At 67.3% G+C, this 15,418-nt stretch carries 9 protein-coding genes; 2 read left to right on the top strand and 7 right to left on the bottom strand.

Annotation, left to right across the window (positions count from 1 at the left end):
• Together VD972_RS29655 and VD972_RS29650 are read left to right on the top strand one after the other, a co-directional pair.
• The coding region (locus VD972_RS29655) for a GAF domain-containing sensor histidine kinase (protein WP_324992127.1) at positions 1–1,652 on the top strand (1,652 nt) is incomplete at its 5' end.
• Positions 1,653–1,861: 209 nt separating this feature from the next.
• Entirely contained in the window at positions 1,862–4,219 is a 2,358-nt protein-coding gene (locus tag VD972_RS29650) for a hypothetical protein (RefSeq protein ID WP_324992126.1), read from the top strand.
• Positions 4,220–4,365: 146 nt separating this feature from the next.
• Here the strand turns inward: VD972_RS29650 and VD972_RS29645 are convergent, their stop codons facing one another.
• The 7 genes from VD972_RS29645 to VD972_RS29615 form a co-directional block, all read right to left on the bottom strand.
• Complete coding sequence (locus VD972_RS29645) at positions 4,366–5,775, bottom strand: FAD-binding oxidoreductase (RefSeq protein ID WP_324992125.1); 1,410 nt, start codon at positions 5,773–5,775, stop codon at positions 4,366–4,368.
• A 75-nt stretch (positions 5,776–5,850) separates the two neighbouring features.
• Positions 5,851–6,639, bottom strand: coding sequence for a VOC family protein (locus VD972_RS29640; protein ID WP_324992124.1), 789 nt, complete (start codon positions 6,637–6,639; stop codon positions 5,851–5,853).
• Between the two features lie 155 nt (positions 6,640–6,794).
• On the bottom strand, positions 6,795–7,394 hold the full coding sequence (locus VD972_RS29635) for a TVP38/TMEM64 family protein (protein ID WP_324992123.1): 600 nt from the start codon (positions 7,392–7,394) through the stop codon (positions 6,795–6,797).
• A 9-nt stretch (positions 7,395–7,403) separates the two neighbouring features.
• Positions 7,404–7,829, bottom strand: a complete 426-nt coding sequence (locus VD972_RS29630; protein ID WP_324992122.1) for a GAF domain-containing protein — start codon at positions 7,827–7,829, stop codon at positions 7,404–7,406.
• Between the two features lie 29 nt (positions 7,830–7,858).
• Positions 7,859–8,446, bottom strand: a complete 588-nt coding sequence (locus VD972_RS29625) for a hypothetical protein (RefSeq protein ID WP_324992121.1) — start codon at positions 8,444–8,446, stop codon at positions 7,859–7,861.
• A gap of 70 nt (positions 8,447–8,516) precedes the next feature.
• Positions 8,517–14,018 carry a chitobiase/beta-hexosaminidase C-terminal domain-containing protein gene (locus tag VD972_RS29620; protein ID WP_324992120.1) on the bottom strand — a complete coding sequence of 1,834 codons (5,502 nt, stop codon included), beginning with the start codon at positions 14,016–14,018 and terminating at the stop codon, positions 8,517–8,519.
• A gap of 175 nt (positions 14,019–14,193) precedes the next feature.
• The gene (locus VD972_RS29615) at positions 14,194–15,195 is read right to left on the bottom strand and encodes a glycosyltransferase family 2 protein (RefSeq protein ID WP_324992119.1); all 1,002 of its coding nucleotides are present in this window, start codon (positions 15,193–15,195) and stop codon (positions 14,194–14,196) included.
• Positions 15,196–15,418 lie beyond the last annotated feature (223 nt).

Below are 15,418 nucleotides of genomic sequence, written 5' to 3'. Positions count from 1 at the left end.
ATGAGGAGGCGATCCAGTGGGCTCGCAAGCAGGGCTTTCCCCAGCACGTGGGCCTCGCGTGCGAGCTCGCCGCCCGCTTGGGGGGCGCGCGGCAGATGCCCCTGCTCGCGGATGCCTATGCGCGCAAGGCCCGCGAGGCGTACCTGAGCTGGGGGGCCCTGGGCAAGGTGAGGCACCTGGACGCTCAGTGGCCGTACCTGGCCTCCGCCTCGGAGGCCGAGGAGAACGGCACCGACACGGGCTCTACACAGATCGATGCGCTCACCGTGGTGAAGGCGCAGCAGGCCATCTCCGGGGAGATCGTCCTCGAGCGGCTCGCGGCCACGCTGCTGAGGGTGGCCATCGAGAACGCCGGTGCTCAACGGGGAGCCCTGGTGCTGCTGCAGGGCGGCAAGCTCTCGGTCGTGGCGATCTCGGGCTCCTCACCCGAGTCCTCCGGCTCGGAGGAGGATCGGCTGCCCTGGACGCTCATCTCCTACGTCATGCGCACGCGGGAGCACGTGCTCATCGACGATGGTGCCCAGCCCCACGCGTTCTCGGCGGATGCGTGGCTGGAGCGCGGAAAGGCCCGCTCGGTGCTCTGCCTCCCGCTGGTACGCCAGGAGGAGTTCCGTGGGGTGCTCTACCTGGAGAACAGCCTCGCCACCAACGCCTTCACGCCCGCGCGCCTCTCTCTGCTCGGGCACCTCGCCTCTCAAGCCGCCATCTCCCTCGAGAACGCGCGGCTGTACGCGGACGTGCAGCGTGCCGAGGCGGCCCTGCGCAGCGCCAATGATGAGCTGGAGAAGCGGGTGGAGGAGCGCACGGGGGAGCTGAGGAAGGCCCAGGCCCAGCTGGTGGAGACGGCTCGCTCGGCGGGCATGGCCGAGGTGGCCACCAGCGTCCTCCATAACGTGGGCAACGTGCTGACCAGCGCCATCGTCAACGTCGAGATGCTCAGCCACACTGTGAGCGCCTCTCGCATAGCGAGGGTGAAGCAGCTCTCCGCCATGCTCCAGGAGCACCAGAGCGCCCTGGCGGACTTCTTCACCCGCGATCCGCGCGGCATCCTGCTGCCCGAGTATCTCGAGGGCCTGGCGGAAGAGCTGCTCCGGGAGCAGGCTGCGCTGCAGGAAGGCCTGGCCGCGATGAGCAAGCACATCGAGCACGTCCGGGCCATCGTCCAGGTGCAGCAGACCTATGCCCGCAGCACGCTTGTCACGGAGGAGTACGAGCTCTCGCAGCTCGTCGAGGACTCCCTGAGCATCCAGATGCCTGCGCTCAAGCGCCACGGTGTCTCCGTGATCCGGGAGTTCTCCGTGCTGCCCAGGGTTCGGGTGGACAGGCACAAGGTGCTGCAGATCTTGATCAACCTCATCAGCAACGCCAAGACGGCCATGGCCTCGGTGCCCGAGGGGCAGCGGAGCCTGCGCTTGCGGCTCGAGGCGGTAGGCAGCCTGGCGCGCATCCAGGTGGTGGATCAGGGCATGGGCATCGCACCCGAGCTCCGCGCGCGGCTCTTCTCCCAGGGGTTCACCACGCGCGAGGGAGGGCATGGCCTGGGCCTGCACTCAAGCGCGCTGGCGGCGAGGATGCTGGGAGGGCGCCTCCTGCTGGAGAGCGAAGGGCCGGGCAAGGGCGCCACGGCCACGCTGGAGCTACCCCTGGACTAGCGAATCTTCCCTGGCCCGCAGCGTCATCAGGCCCAGCAAGTCATCGCCGGGACCGCCCTGCCGGCGCCGCCGCTCCACCTCCTCCCAGCACGCCGTGACGCCTCGCGCCCGGTGGGGCTCTCTCCCCGGTCTCCAGCCAGGCGAGCCGGAACGGGTTCCGCCGAGATTAGCCCGGGCTCCAACCCCCTCGCTGTAGTAGATTGGCCCGAATGGTACGTACCTCAGCGCTGGTGTTCATCGGGTTCTTCGTCCTCGCCTCTGTCGATGCATCTGCCGCGTCGCCAGAGGCTGGCGCCGCGAAGTCCGTTGCGGAGGCAACAAAGAGGCTTGAGAGTGCTCGCGCCACTCTGACGGCGGCCGTTCAACGGATCGAGAAGGATCCGCCGAGCAACGCGGACCTCGACGCCGCCCTCGCGGCGGTGGAGGCGCTGAAGAGCGCGCTCGACGCAGGCGCGAGCTTCGAGACGGAGGATCTCGAGTACGCAAAGGCCGTCCTGGCCGCACGGAAGGAGCTCCGGACCAAGCGCGAGTACGTCGACGAGCGCCGAGCCAAGATCCACATCTACGAGTTCCGCCGGCGCATCGACGGCGCGATGGCGACCCTGAACGATCGGATGACAAAGGTCGCGGGGAAAGACCCCGGTCCCAAGGAGATGGACGATGCGCGGGCCGCGGTGGCGGCGGTCAAGCAGATGGCAGAGGAGAGCCGGTCACTGACGAAGCAGGATCCGAAGTTCGCCGCGTACCTCACCGAGGTAGACGCGACCGTCGCCCGTCACCAGAAGACGATCGACGAACGGTGGTTGGAGCTGTCGGCACAGAAGCAGCGAGGACTCCTGGACGAGAGCCGCAAGGCCCTGTCCACCGCGCTCGCCGAGCTGGGCAAGGCCTGGTCGGACGAGAAGTTCGGCGCCACCGACAAGGCGGCGGCGGCGTTGCAGAAGCAGCTCGAGGAGGGCAAGCCCCTTGAGGCTCGCGACAAGGCGTATCGCGCGGAGGCGGAGAAGGCACGAGCCGAGATCGCGCAGGCGAAGCGCCAGATGGAGGAGCTCGTGGTGGCGGCGGGTGTCTCGCGGGTCAAGGTGGAGTTGGGGCCTGCCCAGGAGGAGCTCGTCGCGGCTGCCAAAGCGCTGCGCGCGAGGAAGCCGACGTCCGAGCAGCTCGCCGAGGCCAAGACCGCGGCGTTCGTCGTCCGGAAGCTGGTGGAGAAGTACGAGCCGCAGGCAGGGCGGAGTCAGGCGATCGGCCAGTACCTCACCGAGGTGAAGAACACGCTCGTCGAGGTGGAGGTGGCACTCCAGGTCCGCAGCCTCGAGGCGGCGCGCGCCGAGGTCATGCAGGCCTTGCGCAATCTCGAGAAGCGGGCTCCGACCGATGAACAGTTCGAGGAGGCGAACACGGCGCTGACCGTCCTGGCGAAGACGCTCGAGACGGTTCACGCGAGGAATCCCGCGATCAGCGGAGCCGCCGCTGACGCGCGTCAGTTGCTCAAGGACGGCCGGGCGGCGATTGAGAAGCGCCGGTACGAGGTCGATCTGCAGCGCCAGCGCGCGAAGGTCGACGAAGCGCGGAAGAGCGCGGCCGCCCTGGTCACCCAAATCCAGAAGGAGAAGCCCTCCGAGGCGCAGCTGCAGGAGGCAGACAACGCGGTCAAGCAGATCGGCGTGGTGCTGGAGGCCGGCGTCCAGTTCGTCAGGAAGGATCGCGACTACGCGCAGTACGCCAAGGAGACGAAGGAGCGGATGACGGAGCTGAGCGACCGCATCGCCCGGCGGAAGATCGCGCTGTCCGCAGTGGACGCCCGCTCGCAGCTCGCCGAGCGGGTGAGCACGGCGAAGGAGAAGCTCGAAGCAGCGAAGGTCGTCTCATCGACCGACGCCCACCTCGAGGCCGCCTCGAAGAGCGTGGACGCAATCATGCAAGCGCTCGAGGCGCGCGCGGAGCTGGAGGGGCAGGACGCCGGCTACGCAGCGTCCGCGGAGCGGGGGCGCAACGAGCTGCTGAGGTTGGTGGAGGCGCTCGAGTTCGCGCGGCAGGAGCGGGCGTTGCGCCGGATGACCGGTGAGGCCCTGGCCGCCGCCCACGCGATGTCGGAGGCGGCCGCGTCCACCGCGGACCTGCGCAAGAGGAAGGAGCTGTACGCGAGCGCGATGGAGAAGCTCAAGGCCTGCCAGGACGACGGCGCCAGGATGTTGAAGGAGAACGCCCGGCTCGCCGCGTCCGACGTGCTCGTCGGCGGTCTACCGGTCAAGCCGAAAGAGGTGATGGCTCAGTGCGCCCAGAAGGCAGAGGCGCTGCAGGAGCCACAAAAGCAGGTCGACGTGCGGCTTCGGTTCGACGAAGGCCCGAGGAAGGCCTACGAATTGGCGAAGAATCTCCTCTCCAAGTCGCGCAAGAACGAGGCGCTCGATCAGCTCAACAATTGCATCGCGGAGGGGCGCATCCTGGAGAACCGGTATCCCGAGTTCAAGGAGCACCAGTTCGACGTCGGCGGCACCCGCATGAGCGTGCTCGAGCTGATCCAGGCTTGCGTGAAGGAGCGCAAACCGCTGCAGACGGCCCGTTGATCCCGAGTGGGAGAAACAGAAGCGTCGACCTCTCCGACGAGGGCTCTGTCATCTCCGGTGGCCGCGCTGGAAGTCGACGAGCAGGGGAAGCTCCCCGGCCGGTGAAACGCCGAGAGGTCAGGACCCACGCCCATTCCCACCTCTCGCTACGGCTCGATGTTCTTGTTTCGGCGGAAGACGTTCTCCGGATCCCACGCGCGCTTCAGCGCCCGAAGGCGCTCGTACTTCTCGCGCCCGAAGTAGTCCGCCACGCGCTCCTTCGGCTCGTCCCCTTCGAGGAAGTTCGGATGGCCGCCGCCCGCGGAGAAGGGGCGAATGGCCTCCCAGAACGACTGTGTCCAGGTGAGGTGCCGCTCGTCCTCCCCCGGGTCGCTCCAGGCGCTCTGGATTGCAAAGAAGAGGTGCGCATCGCGCCGTGCGACCGCGGTCGCGTCGCTCGGGACTCGACTGGCCATGCCTCCGGTGAAGTTCGCCATTTCGACAATGGACATCGGCGACGTGATCTCATGCGAGAAGCGGGCGAAAACCTTGATCGCCTCCTCCGGAAGGCCCGTGAGGAACTCACACCGCTGGTATTGGCGCAGCCGCAGCGCGAGCATTCCGTCGAACAGGTGCTGAAGCGTGTGGTAGGGCATCGGCCCGATGCCGTCGAGCGCCGGCTTCAGGGCACGCCATGGCGCGAGCCACGTCGTGGCGGCGGCCTCGACGCTTCCATGAAAGACAGGCATGACCGCGACCCCGGTCTGACCCACCAGACTGTCGGGGAACCCCATCCCCGGAGGAAACACCCAGCTGAAGAGCTGCAGGAGGAGCGCGTCGGGTGCGGTCGCGCATTGATCGCGGAAGAGGCGGAGCACCTCCTCCGCCCGATCCATCGGCCAGGCCAGGAGGCCCGAGACGATGTCCGGGACCGGGTAGAGCCGCATCTCCAGCTCGGTGACGACACCGAAATTGCCGCCGCCGCCGCGGAGCCCCCAGAAGAGCTCCGGGTTCTCTGTCTCGCTCGCGGTCACGAAGCGGCCATCCGCCGTGACGAGGTCGATGGAGAGGAGGTTGTCGACGCCGTGGCCTCGGATCCGGCTCAGCGAGCTGATCCCGCCGCCGAGTGTGACGCCGACGATTCCCGTGGTCGAGCATTGACCGCCCACGGGGAAGAGCCCAAACACCTCCGTGTCATGCTCCAGCTCGCCCCAGGTGAGACCGGCCTGCGCGCGCACCACGCGGCGGCCGGGATCGACCCGGACGCCCTTCATGGGGCGCATGTCGAGAACGATGCCATCATCGATCACGCCATTGCCGGCGATATCGTGCCCGCCTCCGCGCACCGTCAGGGGCAGGCCGCGCTCGCGCGCGAACCCGAGGGCCGCCATGACATCTGCGATGCCCGTGCAGCGGGCGATGAGCGCGGGCCGCCGATCGACGCGCGCGTTCCAGACCTGGCGCAGCTCGTCATAGCCGACGTCACCCGGGAGGACGAGGTCGCCGCGGAAACGTTTCTTCAGCTCGTCGCGCGCCGACGCCTCGACCCCTCTAGGGGTTCGTTCTCGCGGATCCATCATCATGCTCCCGTTCACAGGTGTGCCGTGCCGAAGATCGCTGCTCGCCAGAGCGAGTACAAATCCGAGGCCCGCTTACCAGACGCTCGATGACGAGACGGGCTTGATCACACAGAACGCCGCGCCCGCCGGATCCGCGATCACCGCCATGCGCCCATAGGGCGTATCGAACGGCGGAGCCATCACCGTGCCACCGAGCTCGCCTGCCTTCTTCGCCGCCGCGTCCGTGTCGGTGACGGCGAAGTAGGTGTTCCAGTGCGAGGGCACCTCCGGTGGGAACTGAGCGCTCATCTGCATAGCTCCGAAGACCGTCCTCCCACCTTTCTGGAGCGTCCAGTAGTCGATCCCCGGAGCATCGAGGCGCTTCACCTCCAGCCCGAAGACGCTCATGTAGAACGGCCGGGCCTTGGCCAGGTCGCGCGTATACACCTCGTGCCAGGTCATCGATCCCGTCTCTTCGATCACCTGGGCACCCTGGTGCCGCCGGCCTTGCCAGACCCCGAAGTGCGCTCCGGTCGGATCGGCGAAGTACCCCATCCGCCCCTCCTCCATCACGTCCATGGGCGGGACGACGATCTTGCCGCCCGCTTCGGTGATCTTTCGGGCGATCTCGTCGGCATTCTCGACGGCCAGGTAGATGCTCCACATCGGCGGGAACGGCGAGCCGGCGCGGAGCTTCGCCATGCCGGCGACGTTGCGTCCCCCGAGCTGCGCCATCGTGTAGAAGCCGGCGTTGGGGTCGTCACCCCCCACGAAAGACCAGCCGAGCAGCTCGCCGTAGAACTTCCGCGCCTTGTCGAGATCCGGCGTCTGCAGATCGACCCAAGACACGGTCGAGGGGTCTGCCTTGTCGCGCTTCGCCATGGTTGCCTCCTGGTTCAGGGAGGCTGGCAGGGTAGCAGCAGCGAACCGGGATGTAACTCATGGAGTAGGGCGTGTGAGCCCGAGCCGGTGCCACCGAGACGAACATCGTGGTGACCACCACCCTCACCGGCGACTCGCAGTGCGTACGGCTTGCCTCACGGGATCACGGACGCGGCGGAGCCCCCCAGCGCCGCGTAGATCGCGGAGATACCCAGGTTGGAGATCGCCGACACGAGGAGGAACTCGCGACGTCGCATGCGGCTGACACCCGCGAAGACGATGGAGATCTCCGCCAGCACCGGGACGGCCCTGAAGATGAGGAGGAACCAGCGGCCGTGGCGCGCGGCCATCCGGGCGACGCGGGCCCGCTCCGCCTCACCGGCCATCCGCCGCAAGGCGGGCGCTCCCGCCCTGGCGCCGAGCTGATAGCCCACCAGACAGCTCACCATCATCCCGGTCCAGGAGGCCGCTGTCCCGAGCCAGAAGCCCAGCAGCCCGCCCGCCGCCGTGCTGACGAGGCTGGAGGGCACGGGCAGCACGATGTCCACCGCGAGCAGCCCGCCGAGGACGAGGGCCACCTGCCAGTCTGGCGGGCGCGCGGAGAGGAACGCGCTGGCCGCGGCCTCGACCCGCTCACCGAACAGGAAGAAGGGGACCAGGATGGCGGCCAGCAGCAGGCCGCAGAAGCCAGCCCAGCCCGCCAGCGCGTTCCCGGTGCGAACCGACGCACGACTCTCGGTTGGCGGTAGAGCCATGGGCCCGGCTCAGGTGCCTCCGAGCGGCAGCCCCGCGGCAGCGGTCATCAGCGCACGCTCTCGCTCGGCGGAGATCTCCCCCTCCTCCATGAAGGCGATGCCCACCACGGCCAGCACCTCCCCGGCCCCATCGAGCACGGGCAGGGCCACCGCGGCCCTTCCATCCACCGCCTTGGCGCCCGGCTTGATGCGACCGGTGTCGTCCGTCTGCAGGTTGCAGGTCTGCACGGGTGCCTTGCGCACCTGGGCAATGCCCGCCATTCCCTTGCCACGCGGCACGTGCCGCACCGCTGCCAGGACCGGGGGCGGAATGTTGACCGCAGCCACCAGCTCCAGGTCCTCACCGCGCTGGAGGTGCACGGTCCCAGCCATGGCACCATGCTCGGCGGCGAAGGCCTCCAGCCACGTCTGCATCGAGCGGTTCTCCGTCTTCATCGACAGTGTCCTTTCGCGCCAGGTGAGGCTCAGAAGCCGATGCCGAACGTGAGACTGGCGCTCGGCTGCCATGAAGACTGCGGCCGGACCAGCTGGGGCGCGTGCTGCAGCCAGGCCGTGCTCACTCCCAGCTCGCCCACGAGCTCCACCCCGGAGGACACCGGCATGAGCGCGCGCAGCGAGGCGCCCAGCTCCGGACCCGCCGTCTCGACGCCCGTGGGGCCTGTGCCGGTGAAGTGGAAGCCACTGCTGTCCTCGCCCACCTGCAGCTCCGCGAAGCCGGCGCTCACGCGCGGCTGGAGCCAGAAGCGTCCCGTCTTCCAGCTGGCGAGCTTCAGGTTGGCTCGGAAGTGGGTGATCGCCGGCTCCGGGTCATGGTGCAGGAAGCCCGAGCCCGTGCCGCAGCCCTCCACACCGAGCATGTCGGTGGGAGACAGCTCGAGGCACACCGTGGGGCGACGGCTGGACAAGGACCCACCGATGCGCAGGTTGCCGTAGTTGCGCGGGGGCTCGTCTCGAGTGGCCTCGGCGGTGCCGACGGGCTCGGCCCCAGCGAGTCCGCCGCAGAGCAGCGCCCCGACAGCCAGGCGCCGGGGGCAGAGAGATTCCAGCGACATGCGGCACTCTCCATGGCACGACGCACGACGGCAGAGACTCTAGACGGGCGAGGCTCCTGTTGCCAGAGAGTCAGTCCGAGGACCGCGCCGATGCCGGCTCATCGTCCAGGATCGTCAGGGTGTGTACATCCGTGGCACCGAGGGTTGAATTCAGCGGCGTGCCAAGGGAGAGGATGATCGTCTCGGCGCTCTCGGGCGCCGCGTCGTCGGCGAGCGGGATGTAGAGCGTTTTCGACTTCTCGCCAGGACTGAAGGTCAGCTTCCCCTGGCCGAGCGAATGATCGATGCCGTTACCCATGGCAGTGCCAGTAACGGTGAAGGGCACCACCACGGTTCGTCCGGAATGCGCACTGAGCTCCACCTGGACGGCCGCCAGCGCTGCACCTTCCACACTGCTGGAAGATGCCAGGGTAAAGGCCAACGTGGGTCCGGCATCATCATCCCTGATCGTGTAGCTGTGCGAACGATGAGCGCCGAGCCTGGCGTTCACCGGGTTGCTCAGCCTGACCTGGATGCTCTCGTCAGCTTCGTCCAGCAGATCAGGGACAATGCTCAGGGTCAGCTCCTGGGCCGTGGGGCCGCCGGGCGTGAAGTACAGCGTCCCGCTCGTGAGCGTCTGGTAATCCAGCCCGCCGTGAGCAGCACCGCCACCGGTGACGGCATAGTCGACGGAGGCCGTGACGCTGGGGGACACGCTGAGCGACACCACCCAGCGGGCTGTGCCAAGACTTTCGGATCCGCTGGAGGCCGCGGCGCTGAATGACACCTCCACAGGCTGGGTGACTGTCAGGGCCGCGCTCTCGCTGGTGACATTGTTCGACAGATTCCCGATCACGACGCTGTAGCTGGCGGCATCCCTGCGTGTCACGTTGTTCAGCATCAGCCTGGGCCCCGTGGCACCGCGGAGGGCGGCGCCGTTCTTGAGCCACTGGTACGTGCGCGGTGCGGAGCCAGCTGCCACGAAGGCGAAGGTCACCTGCTGGCCAGCAGGCACCGTCTGGCTCGCCGGGTGCGAGAGGATGCGCACAGGTTCAATGTATGGCGCGAGCTGCGGCCCTCCAATGGGTGCATCATCATCATGGATCGGCGTACCCATGGGCACGGCCAGAACCGCGAGGTTGTCCTCGCCGTCCCCCTCTTTTTGGACTGCCTCCAGGTAGTAGCGTTGCCCGCTGATCAGGCTCGTGGGTGTCGTGTATTGCAGAGGAGTACCCCCGCTGGTGGTGGTCCATCTCCGCCTGCCCGTCCAGCCTGCGATACGCACGATCTGAGCCTTATTGGCTGGCTTCTCGTCGGTGCTCAGCCAGAGCTCGCCAGCGTCGTCGGTGGCCAGCGCGAAGGTATAGCGAGCATTCTGGCCGGGAATAAGATAGCCGCGCATGCGCGTGCCGTAGTTGTTGGCCCAGTTATGGGGCGCCTCGAACCACACCGGCTGGTCTCCTCCCGCTGGGCCGTGCGGGTAGCCCGGACTGCTCGTCAGGCTCGAGATCGCGCTTCCGCCGATATCCGTCCAGTACTCACGAGAGATCGATCCCGCCGGAAAGTAGCGGAACGTCATCGTAGAGTTAGGGGCAATCACCTTGCCAGCCGGATCCCTGACGCCATTCACGGTGAGCGTGTACTGCGCGTTATCGGCCATCCTCTGGGTCGTCAGCGTGACAGTGTCGCCGGACGAGACCGCCGAGGAGATCTCCAGCCCGCTGATGGCGTAGTGGTCCTTGTTGCCAGCGCTGTTGCCGTCCAGGGGCTTGTCGAACACCACGGTGACGGAGGTGTTGAGGCCGCTGGCGATGACCGCGGAGATGCCCGGCGGAGCATCCGTGCGCGTCAACACGGCGCTTGTAACAGGGCTCGGCATCAGGCCGGACTTGACGGCCAGCGCGCGGACGTTCGCGCTGGAGGCAAGCGTGAACGCGCCGGTATAGAACGTGGAGCCGATCGTCGGCAGGCTGCCGTCCGTCGTGTAGAAGATGCTCGCGCCCTCGGTCGTGGAGCGGAGGGAGACCTGTTGCGAGCCGGCGAAGCCTCCCCCCTGAGGCGTGATGACCGGCGCAGCCACGGACGCCGGCCGGAAGAGCACGCTGCCGGGGATAGGCCTCTTGTCCAGGCCTGGGCCGGAGTAGCTGACCGTGAGGGCCTCCTGGGCACCCGCATCGAACATCGTCACCGTGATCGCGTGCTTGCCGGCCTTGAGGCCGATGGTGCCGGACTTCTCCAGCACCGGATGCAGTCCGTCGTTGTCCACCACCAGCTCCGTGCCGAGAGAGAGCCTGCTCCCGTCATCGGAGGACGTATAGAACGTGTAGAGGCCGTCAGTGGGCACCTCGAGGTAGCCCGTAAACCTGAGGGCGAAGGAATCGCCGCGGCTCCGCAGGCCAACGTCGAAGGTGTTCGTGACGCCAGTCTTGATTGGCATCAGCGTCTCGAAGTCCGGCAGCGTCCCCCAGTCACCCTCAAAGGACTGGTAGACGAGACCGTTCACGGTGCCGGGTGGGTTCTCGGGGGCCCTCAGGGGAACCACGGTGAACGCAGCGCTGGCACTCACGCTCTGTCCAAAGCTTGGCTTGAAGGCCCTGGCGGTGACCGTGCTGTCCGCCTCGAGCGTGAACGGAGCGGTATAACGCGCCGACGAGGAGGTGGGCATGGTCCGATCCAACGTGTAGTGGAGCGCCGTGCCCGGCTCATCGTGCAGCAGCGTGACTTCAACGCTCTGGTTGAACAGTCCGTCGCCGCTGGGGCTGATCACCGGCGGATCCAGCACCGGAAGCCCTGGCAGGCTGTTGATCCAGCCACGCAGAACGGCCATGGCCTGAGTGTCCACGACGTTGGTGGCCAGCGGCGGCATCTGGAGCGAGGGATCGCGTGTGCTGCCGCGCTTGAACAAGATCGAGCGCTGGACGTCCCGGGCCTTGACGACCTTCGCACCGTCGATCCCCAGGTCATGGAACACCCGTCCGCCGACGAGGTTCTGGCTCGCCAGCGGAGTAGCATGGCGCCCGTCGAATAAGGCCGAGTGCACGCCGCCGGGACGGTGACAGTGCGCGCAGTTGGCATCGATGTACGAGCGGACGCGGTGCTCGAGTGGCGCGCTGCCATCCGTCACAGGGACCAGCCGGTCGAACTTCGCGAGGCCGGCCTCGTTGATGCCGGGATTCAGCAGGCCGAGCTGGTTCCAGGTGAGGAGCTGATTGCCGGTGCTGTCTATGGGAGGGGTGGGCTCCCCGTTCAACTGCCGGGTGTTGACGCCCAGCACGAACTTCGCCTCGGCGTTGTGGCAGAAGAGGCAGTCAGAGCGGCTCGGGTAATACCATTCCTGCGCGCGGACGTTGGCCAGATCCCGGAACTCCGCGGCCGCGGGGCGGCCGCTCGCGTGCGAGGTGACGGCCATCCCCAAGAACATCGTCGCTGGAGCCTTGGGCAGCGTGACGGTGCCGTAGGGCGTCCAGCTCACTCCGTCTAAGCTGGCATACCCGGTGAACAGGCCGCCCTGACGCCGCAGGCGCACCCACGTCCGCGAGCCGCTGCCAGGGATGCTGGGCTCGGGATAGACGGCCGTGCTCGCTCCTCCGGTAGTGTCGCGGTACTGGAACTCATAGGCTCCCGTGTTGCGATGACGAATCGCGTTGGTAGGAAAGAGCATCGCAAAGGCGTGGCGGCTGTTTGCATCAAGCGTCTCGCGTGCCATCAGCCCCACCTTGGTGTAGAGATCAGGCTGCGTCACCGAGTGGACGCGCGCGATGACGTCGAAGTCTCCAATCCTCGGCTGATAAGCGAAGTGGAGCTGATCAGCCTCAGCCCAGATGTCCTTGCCGCCAGCCGTGATGCGGTAGCCGCCTTCCATGGCCGTGGCCGAGCCCGCGGGCGCCGGGCCTCCGATGTCGGTGGCCATGAACGCGGCGATCGGCGCGGTGGTCTTGATGGAGAGGTGCTCGGTCACGCTGCCGTCGAGCAGCTCGGCATCGGTATTGTCCGCGCGCCACTTGTACGTCACGCCATAGAGCGAGTTGCTGGCCGCCTGCGGCGCCGGATCGCGGACCAGGAGCCGCGTCTCCAGCCGGCGCTTCACCGTGGGATCGTTCTCGTCGATGGAGAGCTCGAAGTGCTTCACCAGCACCGTGCCGCTGGGAAAGGTCCACTCCCCCGTGGGCGCGAAGCCGGCCTGCTCGCTGGCCTGGTACGGTGGGCCATCATTGGGCACCGCGATCCAGCGAGACTTGTCCGCCCCGTCTGACCACAGCGGCGAGTTGACGGTATAAGGAACCATTCCGCGAGCCGGAGTCATCTCGCGGACCGGCGCTTGGAACGCCCCGGTACCGGAGAGCAGGGGCGGGAGGGGCGGGCCCTGCAGAGCGCCGGTGCGGGCAAGCTTGTAGATCTGTCCTCCCGTGCTGCTGAGCTGGCACATGTAGAGCTCGCCCTTTTCGTCCAGGCCGAACGAGGACAGCCCCGTGTAGTTCTTCCCGGAGCTCGGGCCAGGGCCATTGGGGAGGGTGAAGAGCTCCTCCTTCGTTGCCGGGTGGGTGCTCAAGTTCAGGCGCCAGATCTTCCTCGAGTCATTGTCTCCGAAGAGGTATTCGCCCGTGAGGCCTTGGGGCCAGGCGCCCGCGTGCACGGCGCCGCGATAGACGAAGCCACCGATCACCGCGAAGCCATCACCGCCGTGGCCATAATCGAGGACCGGCGGCTTCTCGGTGCCGATGAGCGGGACGGGAGGGGCGCTCTTCGCCACGAAGCCTTCTTTGTAGGGCCACTGCAGGTTGAGCCCAACGGGATCGGTGGGCTCTATCATCGTGATCTCTTCCCTGGCACCGTCGCCGACATCGCCCACGAAGATGCGGCCGGTGACCGGGTCGACGGTCATGCGGTGAGGGCTGCGCAGCCCGAGCGCCCAGATCTCCTCCAGCGCGTTGGGGACTCCGACGAACGGGTTGTCGTCAGGGATGTAGTAGTGGGGACCGCCGGGGAGCGAGCGGGTCCGCCCGCTCACGGGCTCACGGCGCGGTGGATGGCTGATCGTCCCACCTCGCTTGTCCACGTCAATGCGAAGGATGCAGGAGAACAGGTTCTGCGTGAGGACCTGACTGTTGGCCGTTGCGGCGTCGTCCCCGTTGGTGATGTACAAGAATCCATCCACGGGGTGGAAGAACATGCCGCCGCCGTTGTGCCAGATGCTCCCGGCATTCTGCTCGATCATCACCAGTTCTGAGCCGGCGATCGCGACACCGGACTCATCGAGCGTGAACCGCGAGAGACGATCGCGGTTGGGCAGGAAGACCGGGAGACGGTTGTTGGGATCGCCCTGGACCTTCCCGGGAGAGACGTAGGTGTACCAGACGTACATGTAGCGGTTCTTCTGGAAGTCTGGATGAAAGACCAGCCCCAGCAGCCCGGAGTCGTCCCAGCCCTGGCACTGCTTGCTCAAGTCCAGCACCAGCCTCTTCTGCGAGGCGCTGGGATTGTTCTCGAAAGACCAGACACGGCCCTCGCGCTCCCAGACATAGAGGCGGCTCGTGCCGGGCGCGAAGGTCAGCCCCACCGGGTTCAGGAACGTGAGCCTGGGGAAGGCGGGCACGGCCTCCCAGCCGCCTCCACCCGGAACGGGTGGCGTTGGAGGCATGGCACCGTTGAGATAGGGCCCTATCGGCTGGCGAGTGGCCGTCGCGCGGCGCATGACGGCGAAGATCGCCCCAGCCAATGCCAGACAGATCAAGACAACGGCAGGCAGCACCCAGCGGCGCAGCGGGCGTTCACTCCTGAGACTCAAAGGCGCCTTTGCATGCCAGATAGGCCAGGCGCTTGGTCTCACGCCGGCCATGAGTGACGGTGTCCAGGATGAAGCCGCAGGCGAGGCTCTGGAACGCCAGGAGCATCAGCCCGGTGGACAGGATGGCCGTCGGGAAGCGCGGGACCAGCCCCGTCTCCAGCCAGGTGGCGAGGACGGGAGCAGCCAGGAGCAGGGACAGCGCTGCCAGCAGCGAGAACAGGATGCTGAAGAAGCCCAGTGGCCGCTCATTCTTGAAGAGGCGCAGGATCATCCAGAGGATGCGCAGCCCATCCCGATAGGTCGAGAGCTTGCTGACGGAGCCCTCGGGCCGCGCGCCATAGGCCGTGGCCACCTCGGCGACGGCCATGTTCAGCTCCAGCGCGTGGACGGTCAGCTCCGTCTCGATCTCGAAACCACCCGCGAGCGCCGGGAAGGTCTTGACGAAGCGGCGCGAGAAGACACGATAGCCCGACAGCATGTCCTCCAGCGGCTGGCCGAAGAGCCGCGCGACCGTCCCCGTCAGCAGGCGGTTTCCAAAGCGGTGGCCGGGCCGATAGGCCGCCTGGTGCTGCTCCACGCGGCTGCCCACCACCATGTCGAGGCCCTCTCGCATCAGCTGCTCGATCAGGCGTGGCGCGGCGGCGGCCTCATAGGTCGCATCGCCGTCAACCATCACATAGATGTCCGCCTCGATGTCGGCGAACATCCGGCGCACCACATGGCCCTTGCCCTGCAGCCGTTCCTGGCGCACGACAGCGCCAGCCTCGCTGGCCCTCTGGGCCGTCTTGTCGCCGGAGTTGTTGTCGTAGACGAAGATCGTCGCGGCCGGCAGGGCCGCCCGGAAGCCGGCTGTGACTTGGGCGATGGTGGCCTCTTCGTTGTAACAGGGGATCAGGACTGCAATGCGCGGGCGAGCCGCTTCAGCACGAGAGGCGGTGGCAGGCTGCTCGAGGCGGGGCAAGGTTGCTTCAGCAGAGGCAGTCATGAGCGCATCCGGAAGCCATCCGCAGGAGCATCCACCGTGAGCCAGAGTGCAGCGCGGAGTATAGGTGCGGCTCCACGGCAGCGGCAAGGGCAGCGGATCTACGGGGCGGCTGCTCAGCCTCGCCGCTTCGCGGTCCGCCCATGGCGAGTGTAGTGGGTCACCACCCTGGGCAGCAGGCCTCCGGGATCCCATGCGAGCAAGGAGGAGAGGACAGTCTCCTTGA

Origin of the sequence: Hyalangium sp. (assembly GCF_035629615.1) — a bacterium.
Classification (GTDB): Bacteria; Myxococcota; Myxococcia; order Myxococcales; family Myxococcaceae; genus Hyalangium.
The sequence above is the reverse complement of the archived record's forward strand: the minus strand, read 5'-3'. Positions and strand labels throughout refer to the sequence as shown.